Origin of the sequence: Lentzea sp. NPDC003310 (assembly GCF_040610935.1) — a bacterium.
GTDB lineage: Bacteria > Actinomycetota > Actinomycetes > Mycobacteriales > Pseudonocardiaceae > Lentzea.
The window spans coordinates 171212-190458 of sequence record NZ_JBEXNC010000009.1 but is presented as its reverse complement, the minus strand read 5'-3'; the positions used below and the strand labels follow the sequence as shown (position 1 = coordinate 190458).

17 protein-coding genes, 1 tRNA gene, 1 pseudogene and 1 riboswitch are annotated in these 19247 nt (G+C 70.2%); of the genes and pseudogenes, 12 read left to right on the top strand and 7 right to left on the bottom strand.

What is annotated here, in order from left to right; translation table 11 throughout:
• Window positions 1-101: 101 nt before the first annotated feature.
• Both ABZX02_RS20055 and ABZX02_RS20050 read left to right on the top strand, forming a co-directional pair.
• A complete protein-coding gene (locus tag ABZX02_RS20055) occupies window positions 102-635 on the top strand; it encodes a DUF4291 domain-containing protein (RefSeq protein ID WP_355300080.1) in 534 nt (177 codons plus the stop codon).
• A gap of 7 nt (window positions 636-642) precedes the next feature.
• Entirely contained in the window at window positions 643-1752 is a 1110-nt protein-coding gene (locus tag ABZX02_RS20050) for a PQQ-dependent sugar dehydrogenase (protein ID WP_355300079.1), read from the top strand.
• Between the two features lie 145 nt (window positions 1753-1897).
• Here the strand turns inward: ABZX02_RS20050 and ABZX02_RS20045 are convergent, their stop codons facing one another.
• On the bottom strand, window positions 1898-2500 hold the full coding sequence (locus tag ABZX02_RS20045; RefSeq protein ID WP_355300262.1) for a TetR/AcrR family transcriptional regulator: 603 nt from the start codon (window positions 2498-2500) through the stop codon (window positions 1898-1900).
• Window positions 2501-2599: 99 nt separating this feature from the next.
• Here ABZX02_RS20045 and ABZX02_RS20040 point away from each other — a divergent pair, with 99 nt between their 5' ends.
• From ABZX02_RS20040 to pth, 8 genes are all read left to right on the top strand, one after another.
• A complete protein-coding gene (locus ABZX02_RS20040) occupies window positions 2600-3739 on the top strand; it encodes an alpha/beta fold hydrolase (RefSeq protein WP_355300078.1) in 1140 nt (379 codons plus the stop codon).
• A gap of 89 nt (window positions 3740-3828) precedes the next feature.
• Window positions 3829-3899: transfer RNA gene (locus ABZX02_RS20035), tRNA-Gln, on the top strand.
• Window positions 3900-3927: 28 nt separating this feature from the next.
• A complete protein-coding gene (locus tag ABZX02_RS20030) occupies window positions 3928-5622 on the top strand; it encodes a GGDEF domain-containing protein (protein ID WP_355300077.1) in 1695 nt (564 codons plus the stop codon).
• 47 nt (window positions 5623-5669) lie between these two features.
• Entirely contained in the window at window positions 5670-7142 is a 1473-nt protein-coding gene (glmU, locus tag ABZX02_RS20025; protein WP_355300076.1) for a bifunctional UDP-N-acetylglucosamine diphosphorylase/glucosamine-1-phosphate N-acetyltransferase GlmU, read from the top strand.
• Between the two features lie 14 nt (window positions 7143-7156).
• Window positions 7157-8128, top strand: a complete 972-nt coding sequence (locus tag ABZX02_RS20020) for a ribose-phosphate diphosphokinase (protein ID WP_355300261.1) — start codon at window positions 7157-7159, stop codon at window positions 8126-8128.
• 545 nt (window positions 8129-8673) lie between these two features.
• Window positions 8674-9279 (top strand): 50S ribosomal protein L25/general stress protein Ctc, encoded by a 606-nt coding sequence (locus tag ABZX02_RS20015; protein WP_355300075.1) that lies wholly within the window; start codon window positions 8674-8676, stop codon window positions 9277-9279.
• Window positions 9280-9341: 62 nt separating this feature from the next.
• On the top strand, window positions 9342-9848 hold the full coding sequence (locus ABZX02_RS20010) for a DivIVA domain-containing protein (RefSeq protein WP_355300074.1): 507 nt from the start codon (window positions 9342-9344) through the stop codon (window positions 9846-9848).
• Window positions 9838-10401, top strand: a complete 564-nt coding sequence (pth, locus tag ABZX02_RS20005) for an aminoacyl-tRNA hydrolase (RefSeq protein WP_355300073.1) — start codon at window positions 9838-9840, stop codon at window positions 10399-10401. Before ABZX02_RS20010 ends, pth begins: the two co-directional genes overlap by 11 nt.
• Here the strand turns inward: pth and ABZX02_RS20000 are convergent.
• Complete coding sequence (locus ABZX02_RS20000) at window positions 10398-12011, bottom strand: fatty acyl-AMP ligase (RefSeq protein WP_355300072.1); 1614 nt, start codon at window positions 12009-12011, stop codon at window positions 10398-10400. The two genes, pth and ABZX02_RS20000, sit on opposite strands and share 4 nt — an antisense overlap.
• 154 nt (window positions 12012-12165) lie before the next feature.
• Between ABZX02_RS20000 and ABZX02_RS19995 the strand changes: the two are divergent.
• Window positions 12166-12270: pseudogene (locus ABZX02_RS19995) on the top strand (DivIVA domain-containing protein); the annotation flags it as partial.
• A gap of 6 nt (window positions 12271-12276) precedes the next feature.
• Window positions 12277-13470 carry a DivIVA domain-containing protein gene (locus ABZX02_RS19990; protein ID WP_355300260.1) on the top strand — a complete coding sequence of 398 codons (1194 nt, stop codon included), beginning with the start codon at window positions 12277-12279 and terminating at the stop codon, window positions 13468-13470.
• Between the two features lie 10 nt (window positions 13471-13480).
• Here the strand turns inward: ABZX02_RS19990 and ABZX02_RS19985 are convergent, their stop codons facing one another.
• The 5 genes from ABZX02_RS19985 to ABZX02_RS19965 all read right to left on the bottom strand — a co-directional run bounded on the left by ABZX02_RS19985 (window position 13481) and on the right by ABZX02_RS19965 (window position 18848).
• Complete coding sequence (locus ABZX02_RS19985; RefSeq protein ID WP_355300071.1) at window positions 13481-15253, bottom strand: ABC-F family ATP-binding cassette domain-containing protein; 1773 nt, start codon at window positions 15251-15253, stop codon at window positions 13481-13483.
• Window positions 15254-15320: 67 nt separating this feature from the next.
• Window positions 15321-16286: a 4-(cytidine 5'-diphospho)-2-C-methyl-D-erythritol kinase gene (locus ABZX02_RS19980; RefSeq protein WP_355300070.1), complete on the bottom strand. Its 966-nt coding sequence runs from the start codon at window positions 16284-16286 to the stop codon at window positions 15321-15323.
• A gap of 54 nt (window positions 16287-16340) precedes the next feature.
• Window positions 16341-17141 carry a MetQ/NlpA family ABC transporter substrate-binding protein gene (locus ABZX02_RS19975; RefSeq protein ID WP_355300069.1) on the bottom strand — a complete coding sequence of 267 codons (801 nt, stop codon included), beginning with the start codon at window positions 17139-17141 and terminating at the stop codon, window positions 16341-16343.
• 28 nt (window positions 17142-17169) lie between these two features.
• Window positions 17170-17853, bottom strand: a complete 684-nt coding sequence (locus tag ABZX02_RS19970; RefSeq protein ID WP_355300068.1) for a methionine ABC transporter permease — start codon at window positions 17851-17853, stop codon at window positions 17170-17172.
• Complete coding sequence (locus tag ABZX02_RS19965) at window positions 17850-18848, bottom strand: methionine ABC transporter ATP-binding protein (RefSeq protein ID WP_355300067.1); 999 nt, start codon at window positions 18846-18848, stop codon at window positions 17850-17852. Before ABZX02_RS19965 ends, ABZX02_RS19970 begins: the two co-directional genes overlap by 4 nt.
• 223 nt (window positions 18849-19071) lie before the next feature.
• Window positions 19072-19165, bottom strand: a riboswitch (SAM riboswitch).
• Between the last annotated feature and the right edge of the window lie 82 nt (window positions 19166-19247).

Below are 19247 nucleotides of genomic sequence, written 5' to 3'. Positions count from 1 at the left end.
ACCTTAGCTCGTTTCGCGACCCCTCATCGGGTGGCTCGAGCGGCGCTCGTGCGACGGGGCGTGGTGACCAATTCGGTTGACCGGCGCCTGATCCTGGACGCGTGTCGACGAAAGAGATCAGGGCCGACTTCGACGATCGGTCCATCGTGGTCTACCAGGCCTACTCACCCGCGATCGCCGATCCCGCCGTGGCGGCGCAACGGTTCGTGCCGCCGTTCAAGATGGAGCGGATGACGTGGATCAAGCCGTCGTTCCTCTGGATGATGTACCGCTGCGGGTACGCGCAGAAGGAGGGCCAGGAACGGGTCCTCGCCGTCCGCATCACCCGTGCGGGTTTCGACTGGGCGGTGGCGAACGCCGTGTCGAGCCGAATCCCGGGCAAGCCCGCCGTGCGCGTGCAGTGGGATCCCGAGCGCGGCCTGAACCACGAGGCGTTGGAGCACCGCTCCATCCAGATCGGGCTGACCCGCGAGGCCGTGGACATGTACGTCAACGAGTGGACGATCGGCATCACCGACGTGACCGCTCTCGCGCACGAGGTGCACGCCAAGGTCCGTGCGCATGATCTGGACGGAGCGCGCGCGTTGCTGCCCGTTGAACGGCCTTACGGAACCTCCACGGCACAAAACGCATAGTTGGGACATGCGCGCACTCGTTGCTGCAGGGTTGGTGCTGGTCGTCGCGGCCTGTTCGTCGCCGGAGCCGGGCGGCAACGCTCCGTCGAAGGCTCCCGCGCCCCAGGGCCTGAAGGTCGAGGAGGTCGCGGGCGGCTTCCAGCACGCGTGGGACATCGGGTTCCTGCCCGGCGGCGCGATGCTGGTCACCGAACGCCCCGGCACGATCAAGCTCGTCCGGAACGGCCAGGTCACGCCGCTCGACGTCGACCTCGGCGACGTGCAGGCCCGCGGCGAGGGTGGCCTGATGGGCCTCGTGATCCACCCGGACAACCAGCGCTTCACGGTCTGCTACAACACCTCGCGCGACGTGCGGCTGGTGACGTTCCGCCTCGACGGCACCAAGGCGTCGAAGGTGAAGGACCTGCTCACGGGCATGCCGTCGAACTCCAGCGGCCGCCACTCCGGCTGCCGCCCGACGCTCGCGCCCGACGGCTCGATGTACGTCGCGACCGGCGACATCGCCCAGGCCCGCAACCCGCAGGACCGCACCAGCCTCGGCGGCAAGGTGCTGCGCATCGACGCCGAGACCGGCGAGGGCGCGGCCGGCAACCCGTTCATCACCTCCGCGAACGCCAACGAGCGCCGCGTCTACACCTACGGCCACCGCAACGTGCAGGGAGTGGTGTTCCGGCCCGACAGCGACCAGGCGTTCTCGAGCGAGCACGGCCCGAGCGTCGACGACGAGGTCAACCTGCTGCGCAAGGGCGCCAACTACGGCTGGGACCCGTCCGAGGGCGGCACCAAGGGCGGCTACGACGAGAGCGTGCCGATGACCGACCTGCAGCGGTTCCCGGACGCGGTGCCGGCGGTGTGGTCGTCGGGCTCGCCGACCGAGGCGATCTGCCAGGCGGCTTTCTGGAACGGCAAGCTCGCGATCACGGCGTTGAAGGGCTCGAAGCTGATGCTCTTCACCCTCGACGCCGAGGGGAAGGTGCAGAACGTGAGCGTCCCCAACGAGCTGAACGACACCTACGGCCGCCTGCGCGCCGCCCGCACCGCGCCGGACGGGTCGCTGTACCTGACGACGTCGAACGGCACCGACGACAAGCTGCTGAGGCTCTCCGGAACCGCGTGAGCCCGGGCCGTCCGACCCCTCGACGGACGGCCCGGGCCCCGGGCTCTCGTAGGGAGTCATCGCTGCCGCGCACCTGGACCGTTTCACTCCGCGCACGCCTTCGGCCAAGTGCACAAGCGAAGCGTCCGTCAGCCGTGCACGCGCACTACTGCGAACGGATGCGCAGCTTCGGCTTGTGCTCCATCGCCGACAACCCGTTCCACGCCAGGTTCACGAGGTGCGCCGCCACCTCGTCCTTCTTCGGCTTGCGCGCCTCCAGCCACCACTGACCGGTCAGCGCGACCATGCCGACCAGCGCCTGCGCGTACAGCGGCGCGAGCTTGCGGTCGTGGCCCCGCTTGGCGAAGTGCAGCCCGAGGACGTGCTCGACCTGCGACGCGATGTCGTTCAGCAGCGACGAGAACGTGCCGGAGGTCGAGGCCACCGGGGAGTCGCGCACCAGGACGCGGAACCCGTCCGTCGAGCCCTCGATGTAGTCGAGCAGCGCGCAGGCAGCCTGTTCGAGCAGCTCACGCGGGTGCGAGTCGTCGTCCAGAGCGGTGGTGATCTGGTCCATCAGGCGCTGCATCTCGCGGTCCACGACGACGGCGTAGATGCCTTCCTTGCCGCCGAAGTGCTCGTAGACGACGGGCTTCGACACGCTGGCGCGGTGCGCGATCTCCTCGATCGAGGTGGCGTCGAAGCCCTTCTCGGCGAACAGGGCGCGGGAGACGTCCAGGAGCTGTTCCCGGCGCTCCTTGCCCGTCATCCTGACCCTGGCCACCGAGTCAGCCTACAAACCTCACTTTCTCCGACTCGAAGCGCTGTGTCGCGTGGAATCGAGACCTGGGCGCGGCATCATCGGTGGATGGCCAGACGCAAGATCATCCGGATCACCGTGACCTCGCTGCTCGTCGTGCTCGTGCTGGTCACAGCGGCTCTGGGCGGCGTCGGCTGGTACTACAGCGGTGAGCTGCTCGAACCCGCCGAGGTGCCGCGGCGCTACCCCGAGACCGCGCTCGGCGTCGACGACAAGAACCTCGTGCTCGCCGAGTCGAAGCTGACGACGCTGCGCGGCACGTTCGGCGTCGTCTGGCCCGGCGGCACCGCGAAGGTCGGCGACATCGCGTCGAACAAGGACGGCCGCGTGGAGCGTCCACTGCTCGATGGCACCGCACCGCCCGAGGGCACCAAGGTGCGCATCGAGACCAACGTCTACGAGGGCACCCCCAAGACCGCACTCGGCCTGGTCTACAGCGACGTCGCGATCCCCGGCGAGCTCGGCGACATGCCGGCCTGGTTCGTGCCCGCGTCGAACCCCGACACCTGGGTCATCACGGTGCACGGGCGGGGCGCGTCCCGCCAGGAGGCGCTGCGGGTGGTGCCCCAGCTCCACGGCGCCGGGCTGCCCGTCCTGCTGATCACCTACCGCAACGACGCCGACGCGCTCAAGTCGCCCGACGGCCTCTACCACCTCGGCGACACCGAGTGGCACGAGGTCGAGGCCGCCATCAGGTACGCGCAGGGGCAGGGCGCGAAGAAGGTCGTGCTCTACGGCTGGTCGATGGGCGGCGCGATCGTCGGCCAGACGCTGGCCCGCTCCGGTCTCGCGGCGGCCGTGTCCGGCGTCGTGCTCGACTCCCCCGTCACGAACTGGACGCAGACGCTGGACCTGCAGGCGCAGAACCGGGGCGTGCCGACGTGGCTCACGCCGGTGGCCGAGGTCGTGTCCGGCTGGCGCGCGGACATCGACTTCGACCGGTTCGACCTCGTCCGCAACCCGCCCGCGCTCAGGCCCCCGACGCTCGTCATCCACGGCTCGGCGGACGGCACCGTGCCGGCCCAGTCCTCCCGCGACCTCGCGACGGCGGCGGGCGGTCTCGGCTGGCCGCTGCAGTACGTGGAGATCCCCGGCGCGGACCACACGTCGGGGTGGAATGTGGCGACGGACACGTATCGAACGGCCCTGGGCGACTTCTTGACCAGGTCAGTCGGCGCCAAGCCGTGATCTTGAACTGAGCCGAGCGAGTGGTGGTTGGACAAGAAGAGGACCACTCGTGACAACATGTGCCCCTGGGCGGGCGCGAGTTCGCCCATTCCGCCATGGTGTAAAGGCAGCACCTCGGATTTTGGTTCCGATGGTCCAGGTTCGAATCCTGGTGGCGGAGCAGGGGGCCTTGAACGCGCAGGGTCCGGGTGTCTTTGGGAGGTGCGAAGCTGCCCGAGGAAACGGTCGACGAGCAGGGCAACGCAGGCCACCGCCATCACGAGATGTCCGACGCGTGGCTGGTGGGGCGTGCCTCCGAGCTGGTCGCCGTGGCCCAGAGCAGCCACCTCGCCGCGCAGCTCGACGCGGCCGCCGAGATCGACCACATCCTCGCCGAGGCCCAGGGCCGGGGCGAGCCCCGCATCGTCGGGCAGCTGCTGCGGGCCGCGGCCGTGGTCCGGTTGGTCACCCCCGGCCTCGTCGACATGTCCGACCCGCAGCTCGACGAGATGCTGGCCCACTGCCGCCGCCACGGCCTGATCGTGCTGGAGGCGGACGCGCGGGCGTTGCGCGGACGCCGGTTCCTGCTGGGCAACGCCGAGGACAAGGCGCTCACCGAGATCGCGTCGGCGCTCGCCATGATGCTCGACGAGGAACCGGACGTGGACCCGGTCTTCGACAAGCGCGTCTGGGACCAGCTGCTGGCCAACACGTTCCAGGACATCGCGCTGGTGCTGACCCAGCTCGGCGTCTACGAGATGGCGGACGACGTGCTGGCGGGCGCGAACAACGCGTTGCGCGAGAGCGGCCAGCCCCACCAGATCTACGTGCACCTGGTCAACCGCGCACGGCTGCGGATCGGCTGGGGCATGCGCCTCGAACGGGTGAACCTGCACGACGCCGCGGCCGAGCAGTTCCGCGTCGCCTCCGGACTCGCCGAGGCCGCCGAGGTGCCGTTCCGCCAGTCGCTGCACCCCGGCAGGCGTGACCTCGCCGCCGCCGAGCAGGTGCCGATCCTCGGCGCCGCGCACGCGCTGACGAACCCGAGCGAGGACCACCTCGACCGGCTGTGGTCGTTGCGCGGCCTGTCGATGTACGCGCGGGAACTGATCATCGTCGCGATCGCGCTGGCCCGGTGCCTGGTCGAGGCCGGCCGGCTGGACGACGCGCTGAAGGTCCTCGACGACACGCGCACGCAGATGGAGCACGACACGTCCGAACCGTCGCTGGTGCTGTCGCTGGAGCGCGAGTACGCGCACCTGTGCGGGCCGCACACGACGTCGGCGCTGCAGTCCTACAACGCGGCCCTGGAGCTGGAGCTGTGGCAGATGCGCGAGTCCCGCGTCGCCACGCTGCAGACGCGCCGCGAGCACGAGAGGCTGACGCGCGCGCACGGCCAGATCGCGCAGCAGGCGTTGCAGGACCCGTTGACCGGCCTGCCGAACCGCCGCGCGCTCGACGACAAGATGGGCGAGCTCATCGCAGGCCAGGTCGAGCCGTTCTCGATCGCACTGGTCGACCTCGACGGGTTCAAGGGCGTGAACGACCGGCATTCACATGCCGAGGGTGATGATGTTCTTCGGGTGATTGCCAGCACACTCCGGCAGGCCCTGCGGGGCGACGACATGGTGGCCCGCTACGGCGGTGACGAGTTCGTCGTGCTGCTGCCGGGAGCCCCTCTGCACGCCGCCGAAGCCGCACTCGGCCGGGCCGTGGATGCGGTGGCAGGCTTGCCAATCGACCTCTCCCGGGGCGTGACGCTGTCGGTCGGCGTGATCTCGCTGCGCCCCCGCGAATCCGCGAACCAGGCCCTGTCGAGGGCGGACTCCGCGATGTACGTGGCGAAGCGCCAGGGTGGCTGCCAGGTAGCGGCTGTGGCGGGAGAGCCGTCCGCGGAGGCCTAGGCTGGTCCGCGGACTTCGAACCACCCAGCCTGTTAGGGAGAGCATTGATGCTCGAGGGCCCTGTCAGCACGGTCGTGCTCGCCGCCGGGGAAGGCACCCGCATGCGGTCGTCCACGCCCAAGGTGCTGCACCGGATCGCCGGACGCACGCTCGTCGAACACGCGGTGCGCGCGGCGGCCGGCACCGACCCCGACCACCTGGCCGTCGTCGTCGGTCACGGCCGCGAAGCCGTCACCGAGCATCTGGAGACCCTGGCCGGCGCACTGGGCCGCAAGGTCACCGTCGCGGTGCAGGCGGAGCAGAAGGGCACCGGGCACGCGGTCGGCTGCGGCCTCGCCGAACTGCCCGACGACCTGGGCGGCACGGTGATCGTGAGCTACGGCGACGTGCCGCTGCTCGACACCCAGACGTTGTCCGCCCTGCTCGCCGAGCACTCGGGCGCGGGCAACGCCGTCACCGTCCTCACGGCCGTGGTGGAGAACCCCACCGGGTACGGCCGGATCGTCCGCGACACCGACGGCAGCGTGCTGCGGATCGTGGAGCAGAAGGACGCCGACGCGACCGAGCAGCTGATCACCGAGATCAACTCGGGCGTCTACGCGTTCGACGCCGCGGTGCTGCGCGACGGCCTCTCGCGGTTGTCCACCGACAACGCGCAGGGCGAGCTCTACCTGACCGACGTCCTGGGCATCGCCCGCGGCGACGGCAAGCGCGTCGGTGCGCTCATCGCGTCCGACCGCTGGCTGGTCGAGGGCATCAACGACCGCGTGCAGCTCGCGGCCGTCGGCGCCGAGATGAACCGCCGCATCGTCGAGGGCCTCATGCGCGGCGGCGTGACCGTCGTCGACCCCGCCTCGGTGTGGGTGGACGCGGACGTCACCGTCGGCCAGGACGCGCTGATCGAACCGAACGTGCAGCTCCGCGCGGGCACGGTCGTCGGCGCGCGTGCCACCGTCGGCCCGGACACGACGCTCTCGGGCGTCACGGTCGGTGCGGGCGCATCGGTCGTGCGCACCCACGGCAGCGACTCGGTGATCGGCGACAACGCCTCCGTCGGCCCGTTCGCCTACCTCCGCCCCGGCACCTCCCTGGGCGTGAAGGGCAAGATCGGCACCTTCGTCGAGACGAAGAACTCGACCATCGGCGAGGGTTCGAAGGTCCCCCACCTCTCGTACATCGGCGACGCCACGATCGGCGATCACAGCAACATCGGTGCGGCATCGGTGACCGTCAACTACGACGGCGTGAACAAGCACCGCACGATCGTCGGATCCCACTGCCGCACCGGCTCGGACAACATGTTCGTAGCGCCGGTGACCGTGGGCGACGGCGCCTACACCGGCGCGGGCACCGTCCTGCGCCGCAACGTCCCACCGGGCGCGCTCGCCGTGTCCGGAGGCCCTCAGCGCAACCTCGAGGGCTGGGTCATCAGCCGTCGTGAAGGCACGGCCGCCGCTCAGGCAGCGGCCGAGGCCCTGGCGAAGCAGAATGCCGACGAGAAGACAGAGGAGGGTCGCTGACCGTGAACCCGCAGATGCCCGGCACACCGAAGAAGAACCTGATGCTCTTCGGCGGGCGTGCCTACCCGGAGCTGACGGAAGAGGTCGCGAAGCACCTCAACGTCACGGTGACCCCGCAGTCGGCCTACGACTTCGCCAACGGCGAGATCTTCGTCCGGTTCGAGGAGTCCGTCCGCGGCTGCGACGCGTTCGTCATCCAGTCGCACACCGCCCCCATCAACCAGTGGCTGATGGAACAGCTGATCATGGTCGACGCCCTGAAGCGCGCCAGCGCCAAGCGCATCACCGTGATCATGCCGTTCTACCCGTACAGCCGCCAGGACAAGAAGCACCGCGGCCGCGAACCGATCTCCGCGCGCCTGGTCGCCGACCTGTTCAAGACCGCGGGCGCCGACCGCCTGGTCTCCGTCGACCTGCACACGGCCCAGATCCAGGGCTTCTTCGACGGCCCGGTCGACCACCTCTGGGCCATGCCCCTCCTGGCCGACCACATCCGCGGCAAGTACGCGGGCCACGAGATCACCGTCGTCTCCCCCGACTCGGGCCGCACCAAGCTGGCCGAGAAGTGGGCGGACACCCTGGGCGGCGCCCCGATCGCGTTCATCCACAAGACCCGCGACCCGCTCCGCCCGAACGAGGTCGTCTCGAACCGCGTCGTCGGCAAGGTCGAGGGCCGCCTCTGCATCGTGATCGACGACATGGTCGACACCGGCGGCACCATCGCCGGAGCGGTGAAGCAGCTGCTCAACGAAGGCGCCTCCGACGTGGTCATCGCCGCGACGCACGGCATCCTCTCGGGCCCCGCGACCCAGCGCCTGCAGGACTCGGGAGCCCGCGAGGTCGTGTTCACCGACACGCTGCCAATCCCGGCGGAGAAGCGGTTCCCGAACATGACGGTCCTCTCGATCGCGCCGCTGCTGGCCCGCGTGATCCAGGAGGTCTTCGAGGACGGCTCCGTCACGTCGCTGTTCGACGGCAACGCCTGACCGTTCGCTCGCAGAGGGGCCTCCCGCAGTCCGGTGACGGACGGCGGGAGGCCTTTTCGCTTCCCGCACCGCGGTCGGGTGGCACGCACGACACCAGCACGTCCGGACGCGCGAGACACGCCCGTTTCCCGCCTTCAGCGAACCCCACACGGTGTCAGCACGTCCCACGCGCGGAGCCCGCCTGTTCCCGGCACCCCGCCGAACCCACACGATGCCACCGCGTCCAGACGCGTCAGACCAGACGCGTCCCACAGCGCCATTCCACGGCACCCGGCCAGACCCGGCACCCCCCAACCCAGCCCGAGGTACCCCCGATTGGCCTCCCCGCACCGCACTCACCTACACTGGTCGGGTTGCCTCGGCGAGGGCGAGCTCCCCAGCTCGGCGTGATCGACGCGGTGGCTTGATGCCGCGCGTGTTGACCCCCAATTGTCCGCAATTGAGTCCGCGCTGCTCGCCGCCGCAGGCCACCACCAAGCCTCAACCGCTGAAAACTTGTGCACCGCCCCGACGTACAAGGCCAGACTTGTAAGGAGTACCCCACCGTGTCCGAGGTCCGTCTCGCCGCTGAGCAGCGCACCGAATTCGGCAAGGGCGCCGCCCGCCGTACCCGTCGCGCCGGCAAGATCCCCGCGGTGCTCTACGGCCACGGCTCCGACCCCAAGCACCTGGCCCTGCCGGCGCTGGAGTTCGCCCGAGTCGTCCGTGAGCACGGCCAGAACGCCGTTCTCACCCTCGCGCTGGACGGTGCGGCTGAGCTTGCGCTCACCAAGACCGTCACGACGCACCCGATCAAGAACTACATCGAGCACGTCGACCTGCTGCTCGTGAAGCGCGGCGAGAAGGTCACCGTCGACATCCCCGTCGTCGTGACCGGTGAGGCCGCCTCCGGCACGCTCGTCACGCAGGACGCCACGACCATCACGGTCGAGGCCGAGGCGCTGCACATCCCCGAGCAGGTCGAGCTGTCGATCGAGGGCAAGGAGGCCGGCACCCAGATCCACGCCGGCGACCTGGAGCTCCCGCAGGGTGTCACCCTGGCCACCGACGCCGAGGCCCTGATCGTCGCCGTGAACGAGGCGCCGTCCGCGGCGCAGCTCGAGGGTGACGACTCCGCCGAGGCGCCGGCCGAGGCCACCGAGGAAAGCTGAGCCCCATCACGTCGGGCCGAAACGACGGCGCGTCACCTCCTCACAAGGGGGGCGGCGCGCCGTTGCCGTACCTGCGGCCCGTCGACGTCCGGTCCAAGACCTTCCGCCGCAAGCGACAGGGGTACGACCCGGACCAGGTCAACGAGTTCCTGCACATCATCGCCGACGCCCTGGCGGGCCGGCTGCGGCTGAACCCGGACCACGTGCGCACCGTCCGGTTCGCCACGGTCCCGAACGGCTACGACCCGCTGAGCGTCGACGGCGTGCTGCACCTGCTGGAGTACCAGGTCCGCAACGGCATCGTGCCGCCCACGGGTCTGAACAGCAGCGAGGACCTGCACGCGCGCAAGATCCCGAAGGCGGGCACCGGCTACGATCGCGCCGAAGTCGACGCCTTCCTCTCCCGTGCCGCGGCCAACCTGGACGGCCGGGGCGCGATGACCTCCACCGAGGTCCGCAACACCCGGTTCAGCACCACGTCCGGCCTGCTGGGCAAGGGGTACCAGGTGCAGGCCGTCGACCAGTTGCTGGACGAGCTCGAGCAGGAGTTGCGGTTCCGTGGACGCTGACCTCGCCCTCATCGTCGGGCTGGGCAACCCAGGCCCCAAGTACGAGGGCAACCGCCACAACATCGGTTTCCTGGTGCTCGACGAGCTGGCCGCGCGCATGAGCGGCAAGTTCAAGGCACACAAGTCCGGTGCCGAGGTCGTCGAGGGCCGCCTGTCCGGCCACCGGGTCGTGCTGGCCAAGCCGCGCAGCTTCATGAACCTCTCCGGCGGCCCTGTCGCGAGCGCAGTGAAGTTCTTCAAGCCCACCACGATCCTCGTGGTCCACGACGAGCTGGACCTGCCGTTCGCGCAGCTGCGGATGAAGCTCGGCGGCGGCGACAACGGCCACAACGGACTCCGCTCGATCACGAAGTCCCTGGGCACCAAGGACTACCACCGGCTGCGCTTCGGCGTGGACCGCCCGTCGGGCCGGCAGGACCCGGCCGACTACGTCCTGAAGGACTTCTCCACGGTCGAGCGCAAGCAACTCGCTCTGGAGATCGACCGGGCGGCCGACGCGGCCGAGGCCCTCGTCACCAAGGGCCTCGAAGCCGCGCAGAACACCTACCACTAGACCAGGGCAGCCGCCGCGGACCGCCTCAGCTTGCCGGAGGGCGTCTTCGGCAACGTGCCCGGCGCCTGGACCACCACCGCGAACGGCCGCAGCCCCACGGCGTCCACGACCCGCGCGGTCACCTGCTTCACGAGCTCCTTCTCGGCGTCGGCGTTCCCGGCCAGCTTCGACTCGAGCACCACGGCGAACCGCTCGCGCTTCGTGCCCGCGTCCAACCGCACCGCGACGGCGTTGCCGGCCCGCACGCCCTCCACGGAGCACGCGGCACGTTCCACGTCGGTCGGGTAGATGTTGCGCCCGCCCATGATGATGACGTCCTTGCGGCGCCCGCAGACGACGACCTGGCCATCCTCCACCAGGTAGCCGAGGTCCCCGGTGGACAGCCACCCCTCTGCGTCCTGAGTGGCCAGTGGGCCGTTCACGGTGAGGTAGCCGGGAGTCACGGCCTCGCCGCGGATCTGCAGCTCGCCGACGTCCCGCACCCCGAGCACGTCACCGGAGTCCGACACCACCCGCAGTTCCAGCCCCGGCAACGGAGGCCCGAGCAACGGGAACGCACGCCCACCCTCCGTGGGCACGGCGCGGTGCTTCGCCTCCAACGCGTCCGCGTCGACCACGTCCACCGACAGCCCGGTGAACAACGGCGCGAATGCGACACCCAGAGTGGTCTCCGCCATGCCGTACGCCGCGAGGATCGACTCGGGACGCAGCCCGAAGCGCGCACCGGCGGAGACGAACGCCTCCACGGCGGCGGGGTCGATCGGCTCGGCGCCGTTCAGGGCCAGGCGCATCGAGGACAGGTCGAACGAGTCGGACGACGACGCGAGCCGGCGCGCCACGATGGCGTAGGCGAAGTTCGGCGCGGCCGTGATCGTGCCGCGGTACCGGGTGATGAGGTCCGCCCACAGCGTCGGGCGGGACAGGAAGTCGACCGGGGTGACCTTCACCAGTTCCAGTCCGAACAGCATCGGCACGGTCAGGAAGCCGACCATCCCCATGTCGTGGAACAACGGCAGCCACGACACCATGACATCCGAGGTGGGATCGAGGGCCGCCGCGACGCGCATGCCCTCGGCGTTCGCCATCAGGTTGCGGTGCGTGATGCGCACCGCCTTCGGATCGGCCGTCGATCCACTCGTCAACTGCAGCAGTGCCGTGGCATCCTCGTCGGTGGGAACAGGAGCAGCGATCGGTTCCGCATCGAGTTCGGAGAGCAGTTTGTAAGGCACTCCGTGCTGGTCCAGAACGGCAGCCAGGGCGTCGAACGGGCTGCCGAGCAGGACCAGGTGCGAATCGATCATGGCGAGCACCCGCAGCGTGTCCTCGGCCCACTCGGCCAGGTCGGTGCGTGGTGTGGGTTGATGCAACATCGTGACGCTGCCACCACACAGCCATGCGGCCTGCACGGCTGGGGCGATCACGGCTGGTTCGGCAGCGAGCACGGCGATCGCGGTGCCCGGCGCCACGTCGAGCGCACCGGCCATCCGCCGGGCGCGTTCGTGCACCTCGGCCCAGGTCCGGCGGACGGGCGCGGCGGGTTCACCCGTCGTCATGCCCCTGTCCCGGCCGTTTGCGGCCGTCGCCAGCATCACATCCACGAACTGACTCATGTTCGCGATCGTAGTGGCGCCGTTTGGTCCATCAGGGCGAAACGTTATGCCACGCGAAACGCGATACTCCCCAGTACAGGTACGCAGGAGGAGGTCATTGGTGGATCGGGGCGGTCCCGGAGCGCAGCATCGTCTACCCGCGCATCCGGCTCCTCTGCTCTCCGCGCAGGACGTGGCCGTGGTCGCGTTCCACCGGCCCCCGGCGGGTCAGCGCGGGTACGACGCGGCTGAGGTGGACGCGTTTCTCGACCGGGTCGAGAACACCATGAAGAGCAAGGACATCCTCACGCGCGAGGACGTGCTGGGCGTCAAGTTCAGCACGGCGACCCGAGACCCGGGCTACGACGTGAACGAGGTCAACGTCTTCATGGAGCTCGTGGCGGACACGCTGCGGTCCACTCCGCAACGAGTGCAGGCCTCCGCACCGGCCCAGGGCGCCCACGCCACCTCGCAGGCCATGAGACCGGCGGTGCGGTTATCGCCCGACGACGTCGCCGCCGTGCGCTTCCACAAGCCCAGACCGGGGACCCGCGGTTACCACGAGGGCCAGATCGACGCCTTCCTCGACCGCATCGAGCAGACCCTGCGGGGCAGGGACAACCTGACCGCGCAGCAGGTGCAGGACGCCGTGTTCGGCGAGACCGCGCCCGGCACGTTCGGCTACGACGAGGAGGACGTCGACACGTTCCTCGACCTCGTCGTCCTGATGTTCGAGACCGCACCTCCCCCGCGCGACCCCGGCCCGCCGACCACGCAGCTCCCGCAGCAGCAGCAACGGCCGCAGGAACGCCGCCCGCAGCCCGATCCGCGCCGTCAGCCGCCGCAGCAGGTGCCGCCACCCCAGCAGCGTCCCCGGCAGTCGCAGCAGGCCCCTCAGCCGCCGCGCCGGCCCGCCCAGCAGGCCGCGTCGCAGCAGGCCATCGACGCCCCGAAGCTCACGGCGGCGGACATCCGCAACGTCGCGTTCCACCGCCCTCCCCGCGGCCGCCGCGGCTACCAGGAGTCCCAGGTGGACGCGTTCCTCGACCGCGTCGAGGCCACCCTGCTCGGCCAGGACAACCTGACCGCGAAGGACGTCCGCGACGTGCGGTTCTCCCGCCCGCTGATCGGCCGGCGCGGGTACGACGAGACCGAGGTGGACTCGTTCCTCGGCCAGCTCGAGCAGCAGCTCTCCGGCCCGTTGCGCAGCAGCATGCCGCCGGTGAAGTCGTGGAAGGACCTGCGCCAGCTGCGGATCCCGCAGGCGGCGGCCGGGCAGCGCGGCTACCGCACCGCGCAGGTCGACCGGATGCTGGAGGAGATCGGCGTCGCGCTCGACGGCATGCTCGGCGCGACGGCGGACGAGGTCATGAAGGCCCGCTTCAGCTACGCGCTGCTCTCCGGCCAGGGCTACGACACGTCGTTCATCGACGAGCTGTTGCCGCAGCTCGCGGACGAGCTGCGGCGCAAGGGCCGCTAGGAGGGCCTGGCTAGCCCTCCACCACCTCGGCCGCGACCATCCAGGCCGTCTCCACTTCGGACTCCTCCGCCAGCACGGCGCGCAGCTCGGCGTCGAGCTTGAGCAGGCGGTCGGGTTCGGTCGCGGCCTCGGCCAGCGCGGCGTGCAGCTCGGCCTCCTTCTTGTGCAGCACCTCCAGGCGCCGCTCCAGCCGGGCCAGCTCCTTGCGGGCGGCGCGCTGGTCGGCGGCGTTGGAGGGCGCCTTGTCGGCGGCGGGCGCGGACGGCGCGGACTCCCTGGCGCGCAGCGAGTCGCGGCGCTTCAGGTACTCCTCGATGCCGCCGGGCAGCTCGGTCAGGCCGCCGTCGCCGAACAGCGCGACGACCTTGTCGCACACGCGCTCGACCAGGTAGCGGTCGTGCGAGATCACGACGAGCGTGCCGGCCCACGAGTCGAGCAGGTCTTCGAGCTGCTGCAACGTGTCGATGTCGAGGTCGTTCGTCGGCTCGTCGAGCAGCAGGACGTTCGGCTCGGCCATCAGCAACCGGCACAGCTGCAGCCGCCGCCGCTCGCCACCGGACAGGTCCGAGACCGGCGTCCACTGCTTCTGCGACGAGAAGCCGAACCGCTCGCCGAGCTGCGACGCCGACATCTCGTACTTGCCGAGCACGACGCGGCGCGCGACCTCCTCGATCGCTTCCAGCACGCGCATCGACCCGTTCAGGTCGAGCAGCTCCTGCGAGAGGTGCGCGATCTTGACCGTCGAGCCCTGGATGCGCTTGCCCGTCTCGGTTTCGCGCTCGCCGGCGAGCAGCTTCAGCAGCGTCGTCTTGCCCGAGCCGTTGACGCCGACCAGGCCGATCCGCTCGCCGGGACCGATGCGCCACGTCAGGTCGCGCACCAGCACCCGGTCCGGAATGGACAGCGTGGCGTCCTCGATCTCGATGACCGTGCGGCCCAGCCGCTTCTTCGCGAACGCCACCAGCTCGACGCTGTCGCGCACCGGCGGCACGTCCGCGATCAGGGCCTCGGCGGCCTCGATCCGGTAGCGCGGCTTCGAGGTGCGGGCGGGTGCGCCGCGACGCAGCCACGCCAGCTCCTTGCGGGCCAGGTTCTGCCGCTTCTCCTCCGCCGCGTCCGCGAGCCGCTGCCGCTCGGCGCGGGCGAAGATCCAGTCGGCGTAGCCGCCCTCGTACTGCTCGACCTTGCCGTGCACCACTTCCCACGTGCGGTTGCAGACGGTGTCGAGGAACCACCGGTCGTGGGTGACGACGACGAGCGCGCACTTGCGCGCCAGCAGGTGCTCCGCGAGCCACCGCACACCCTCGACGTCGAGGTGGTTGGTCGGCTCGTCCAGCACGAGGAGCTCGAGGTCCTGGATCAACGCGGCCGCGAGCACGACCCGGCGCCGCTCGCCACCGGACATCCGCGAGACCACGGAGTCGAGGCCCAGCGCGGTGATGCCCAGTCCGTCCAAAATGGACCGGACGCGGGCGTCGGCCGCCCACTCGTGCTCGGCGTCGAACCCGAGCGGGTCGATCACCGCGTTGCGCACGGTCGACCCCTCCGGCAGCTCGGTCCGCTGCGTCACGACGGCCATCCGCAGGTCGCGCGACCGCGACACGCGGCCCTCGTCGGCGGGCTCCACCCCGGCCAGCACCTCGAGCAGCGTCGTCTTGCCGCCGCCGTTCAGGCCGACGACACCGATGCGGTCGCCCTCGTTGACGCCGAGCGACACGCCGTCGAGCAGCGGCCGGACGCCGAACGACTTCGACACGGACTCCAGGTTGACCAGGTTGGCCATCAAAACCTCACGACTAGTAAGAAACTGCCCGGTGCAGGCTACCCAGGCAGGCCACGTCCCCCGACAGCTACGCGTGCACCTCGGGTGGAGTGGGCTTGGGTTCTTCCGTCGTGATCACGCGCGCACCGGGCACGGGGCCGTGCGCCACCCGCACGGTCCGGCACACACCGGCGCCCGCGAGCTCGGCGGCCACCTTCACGGCCGTGTCGCCGTCCTCGCACAGGAACGCCGTGGTGGGGCCGGACCCGGACACGATGCCGGCCAGCGCGCCCGCGTCGACCCCCGCGCGCAGCGTGCGGCGCAGGTTCGGGCGCAGGGACACGGCCGCGGCCTGGAGGTCGTTGCCCAGCAGCAGCGCGAGCTGGCGCGGGTCGCCGGAGGACAGGCCCTCCAGCACGGCCTCGACCTCGCCCACGCGGGGTGGATCTCCCTCGGCGCGCAAGCGGTCCAGCTCGTCGAAGACGTCCGGAGTGGACAGTCCGCGGCGGTCGAACGCGAGCACCCAGTGGAACTGGTGGCGCCCCAGCACGGGCACGATCCGCTCGCCGCGGCCGGTGCCGAGGGCGGTGGCGCCGTAGAGGGCGAACGGGACGTCCGCGCCGAGCTTGCCGGCCAGTTCGGCCAGTTCGTCGCGGCTGATGTCGAGACGCCACAACGACGACAGGCCGACCAGCGTCGCCGCCGCGTCCGCGCTGCCGCCCGCCATGCCGCCCGCGACCGGGATGGCCTTGCGGATGACGACGCGGACCTTGGGGTCGTCCGCGTCCTTGCCGACGTGCGCGGCGAGCAGCTGGACGGCGCGCCAGGCGAGGTTCGAGGCTCCGGTGGGCACCTGGTCGGCGCCCTCGCCGTGGACCTCGACGCCTGGCTCGTCGGCGACCGCGACCGTGACCTCGTCGACCAGCGACAGCGCCTGGAAGATCGTCACCAGGTCGTGGTAACCGTCCGGGCGCACGTCACCCACGGCCAGGTGCAGGTTGACCTTGGCCGGGACGCGAACTGTGACCGGGGGAGGAACGACTGCGAGCACCATGTCAGCGTACGGGCGTTCTCGGTCCCCGGACTCCTCCCCCGGTCGCAGTCGCGCTCAGACCGGGATGACCGAACCGTTGTAGGTCTGCTTGATGTAGTCCTTGACCTGCTGCGACGCGAGGAGCTCCGCCAGGTCCTTCACGCGCTTGTCGTCCTTGAGCTCGGTGCGCGTCACCAGGCCGTTGGCGTTGGGGTTGCCCTCGGCCTTCTCCAGCGCGAGCGAGTCGGTGGCCGGCTTGAGGCCCGCGTCGATGGCGTAGTTGCCGTTGATGACCGAGGCGTCGGTGTCCTCCAGCGACCGCGGCAGCTGCGCGGCCTCCAGGGGCACGAACTGCAGGTTCTTGGGGTTCTCCGCGATGTCGCGGACGGTCGGCTGGTCGACCTGCTTGAGCTTGATGAGGCCGTTCGCCTCCAGCAGCTTCAGGCCGCGCGCCTCGTTCGTGGCGTCGTTGGCCACGGCGATCTTGGCACCGCTGGGCAGCTCGTCGATCTTCTTGGCCTTCTTCGAGTACAGGCCGAGCGGCTCGACGTGGACCGGTCCGACCCACTCGACCTTCGCGCCGGACTCCTTGGTGAACGTCGCCAGGTACGGGACGGTCTGGAAGTAGTTGGCGTCGAGCGACCCGTCGACCAGCGCCGTGTTCGGCTGCACGTAGTCGGTGAACTCGACGACCTCGATCTTGAGACCCTTCTGCGCGGCGAGGTTGTCGGCCACGTACTTGAGGATCTGGGCGTGCGGGACCGGGGAGACGCCGACCTTGAGCGTGTCGGAGGCGCTGGAGCCGCCGGCCGAGCAGGCGGACAAAGCGGTGATACCGGTCAAAGCGACTGCGATCAGGGCAGCACGAATACGCATGACGTTCCTTTTGAGAAATTGCTATGGGTCAGACTGAGGCGTGCCGCCGCCGGTCGGACGCACGGGCGGCACGGGTGAAACCGAGCTGGATCACGGTGGTGAGCACGGCGAGCCACGCCACGGTGCTCCACAGGATCCGGTCGTTGAAGCGCTGGTAGCCCTCGCGGATGGCCAGGTCACCGAGGCCTCCGCCGCCGATCACGCCGGCCATCGCCGAGTACCCGATGAGGGCGATCACGGTGACGCCGATGGCGTTGATCAGGGCGGGCAGCGACTCGCGGATGAGCACGGACCTGACGATCCTGAGGGTGCTCGCTCCGGTCGTGATCGCGGCTTCCACCACGGTCACGTGCACCTCGGACAGGATGTTCTGCACGAGCCTGCCGACGAACGGGATCGCTCCCACGGCCAGCGGCACGATGACCGCCGTGCTGCCGATGGAGCCTCCGACGAGGAGCCGGGTGACCGACGTGAGCGCCACGAGCAGCACGATGAACGGCATCGAGCGGCCCAGGTCGGTGACGAAGCTGAGGATCCTGTGCACCGCGGCGTTCGGCCGCAGCCCACCCTTGGCGGTGAGCTGCAGCCAGACCCCGACGGGAACTCCGAGCAGTGTTGCGATGACCGTGGAGACGCCGACCATGTACAGCGTTTCTCCGGTGGCCTCGACGAGGTACGCGACGACGTCGGACCAGGGTGTTGCAGACCTCACGCAGCTACTCCCTGTGGCCCCTTCAGGGACCTCTGCACAGCGCCGCCGGCCTCGCCGATCCACTCGAGAGCGGAGTCAGAACGTTCGCCGTTCAGCCCCAGGCGGAAGCGCGCGACCGGGGTCTCCCCGAGACGCGTCAGGCCACCGCCGACGATGTTGAGCTCGACCCCGAACCGGTGCGCGGCCTCGGGCAGCAGCGCGCCGACCGCGGCGAACCCGACGAGCACGACGTCCGCGACGCGGTCGTAGCTGCTCTCGTTGATCGGGTTCAGGTCGACGGCGGGCAGCAGGGCGCTGCTCGTGCGGCTGGCCGGGTTGTTGACCAGGTCGAGGACCTTGCCGTGCTCCACGACGCGACCCTGCTCCAGCACCGCGACGTCGTCGCAGATCTTCCGGACCACGCCCATGTCGTGCGTGACGACGAGAACGGTGACACCGAGCTCAGCGCGCGCACGGTCGAGCACGGTCAGCACGGAACCGGTGGTCTCCGGGTCCAGGGCGGACGTGGGCTCGTCGGCGAGGAGCACGGACGGGTTCGCGGCGAGGGCGCGCGCCACGGCGATGCGCTGGCGCTGCCCGCCGGACAGCTGGTCGGGGTACGCGGCGGCCTTGTCGGTCAGCCCGACGAGGTCGAGCAGCTCACCCACACGCGTGCGGCGCTGCGGTCCGGGCACACCGGCGCTCTCGAGCGGCAGCGCGATGTTGCCGGCCGCGGTGCGCTGGCGGAGCAACGAATCCCCTTGCGGCACAACGCCGATCTGCCGGCGAGCGGCCCTGAGCGCCGAGCCGTCGAGGCTGGTGATGTCGGTGCCGTCGACGCGGATCGCCCCGGAGTCGGGACGCTCCAGCAGCGCGACGCAGCGGGCGAGCGTCGACTTGCCGGCGCCGCTGGGGCCGACGACGCCGAGCACGGACCCGGCCTCGACGTCGAGGGTCACGCCGTTGAGGGCGGAGACACCCTGGAAGGACTTGGTGAGGTTTTCGACAGTGATCACTTCTGCTCCACGGCTGCGCGCGACGGCACACCGTCCGGTCGTGTTCCGGGCGTGCGCGGTCGAGGTGTGCTGCTCAGGGGGTGCGCCACTCTTCGTTCGAGTGCGCGTCAAAGGACTTTGAGAAGGCGCCTTAGACGAGGTGGCGACGACATGCAGAAGCGGTGCGACGGCACTGGTCGACAACTCGACGGCGCGTCAGCATTCGCACGGTACCCATGGTGCTCCTCCATCGGTCCTGGCGTTAGCACCTGCCCGCATCCAGCGGGTGGTTGCTGCGACGTCGTAGAGCCAGGTCTCTCAGTCGCTCCGGATGGCAAGTAGCAGTCAACCGGACGGACGTTCGGTTGCGCAAGCCAAAACCGGATTCGTTCGACAGATCACACTGATGGCCGATGGATC

Coding starts and splice junctions, on each gene's coding strand:
- ABZX02_RS20045 (WP_355300262.1), bottom strand. CDS start 2,500: ATGACGGGCAAGGAGCGCCGGGAACAGCTCCTGGACGTCTCCCGCGCC.
- ABZX02_RS19980 (WP_355300070.1), bottom strand. CDS start 16,286: ATGGTGCTCGCAGTCGTTCCTCCCCCGGTCACAGTTCGCGTCCCGGCC.
- glmU (WP_355300076.1), top strand. CDS start 5,670: ATGCTCGAGGGCCCTGTCAGCACGGTCGTGCTCGCCGCCGGGGAAGGC.
- ABZX02_RS19985 (WP_355300071.1), bottom strand. CDS start 15,253: ATGGCCAACCTGGTCAACCTGGAGTCCGTGTCGAAGTCGTTCGGCGTC.
- ABZX02_RS19975 (WP_355300069.1), bottom strand. CDS start 17,141: ATGCGTATTCGTGCTGCCCTGATCGCAGTCGCTTTGACCGGTATCACC.
- ABZX02_RS20040 (WP_355300078.1), top strand. CDS start 2,600: ATGGCCAGACGCAAGATCATCCGGATCACCGTGACCTCGCTGCTCGTC.
- ABZX02_RS20000 (WP_355300072.1), bottom strand. CDS start 12,011: ATGAGTCAGTTCGTGGATGTGATGCTGGCGACGGCCGCAAACGGCCGG.
- ABZX02_RS20050 (WP_355300079.1), top strand. CDS start 643: ATGCGCGCACTCGTTGCTGCAGGGTTGGTGCTGGTCGTCGCGGCCTGT.
- ABZX02_RS19990 (WP_355300260.1), top strand. CDS start 12,277: ATGAAGAGCAAGGACATCCTCACGCGCGAGGACGTGCTGGGCGTCAAG.
- ABZX02_RS20020 (WP_355300261.1), top strand. CDS start 7,157: ATGCCCGGCACACCGAAGAAGAACCTGATGCTCTTCGGCGGGCGTGCC.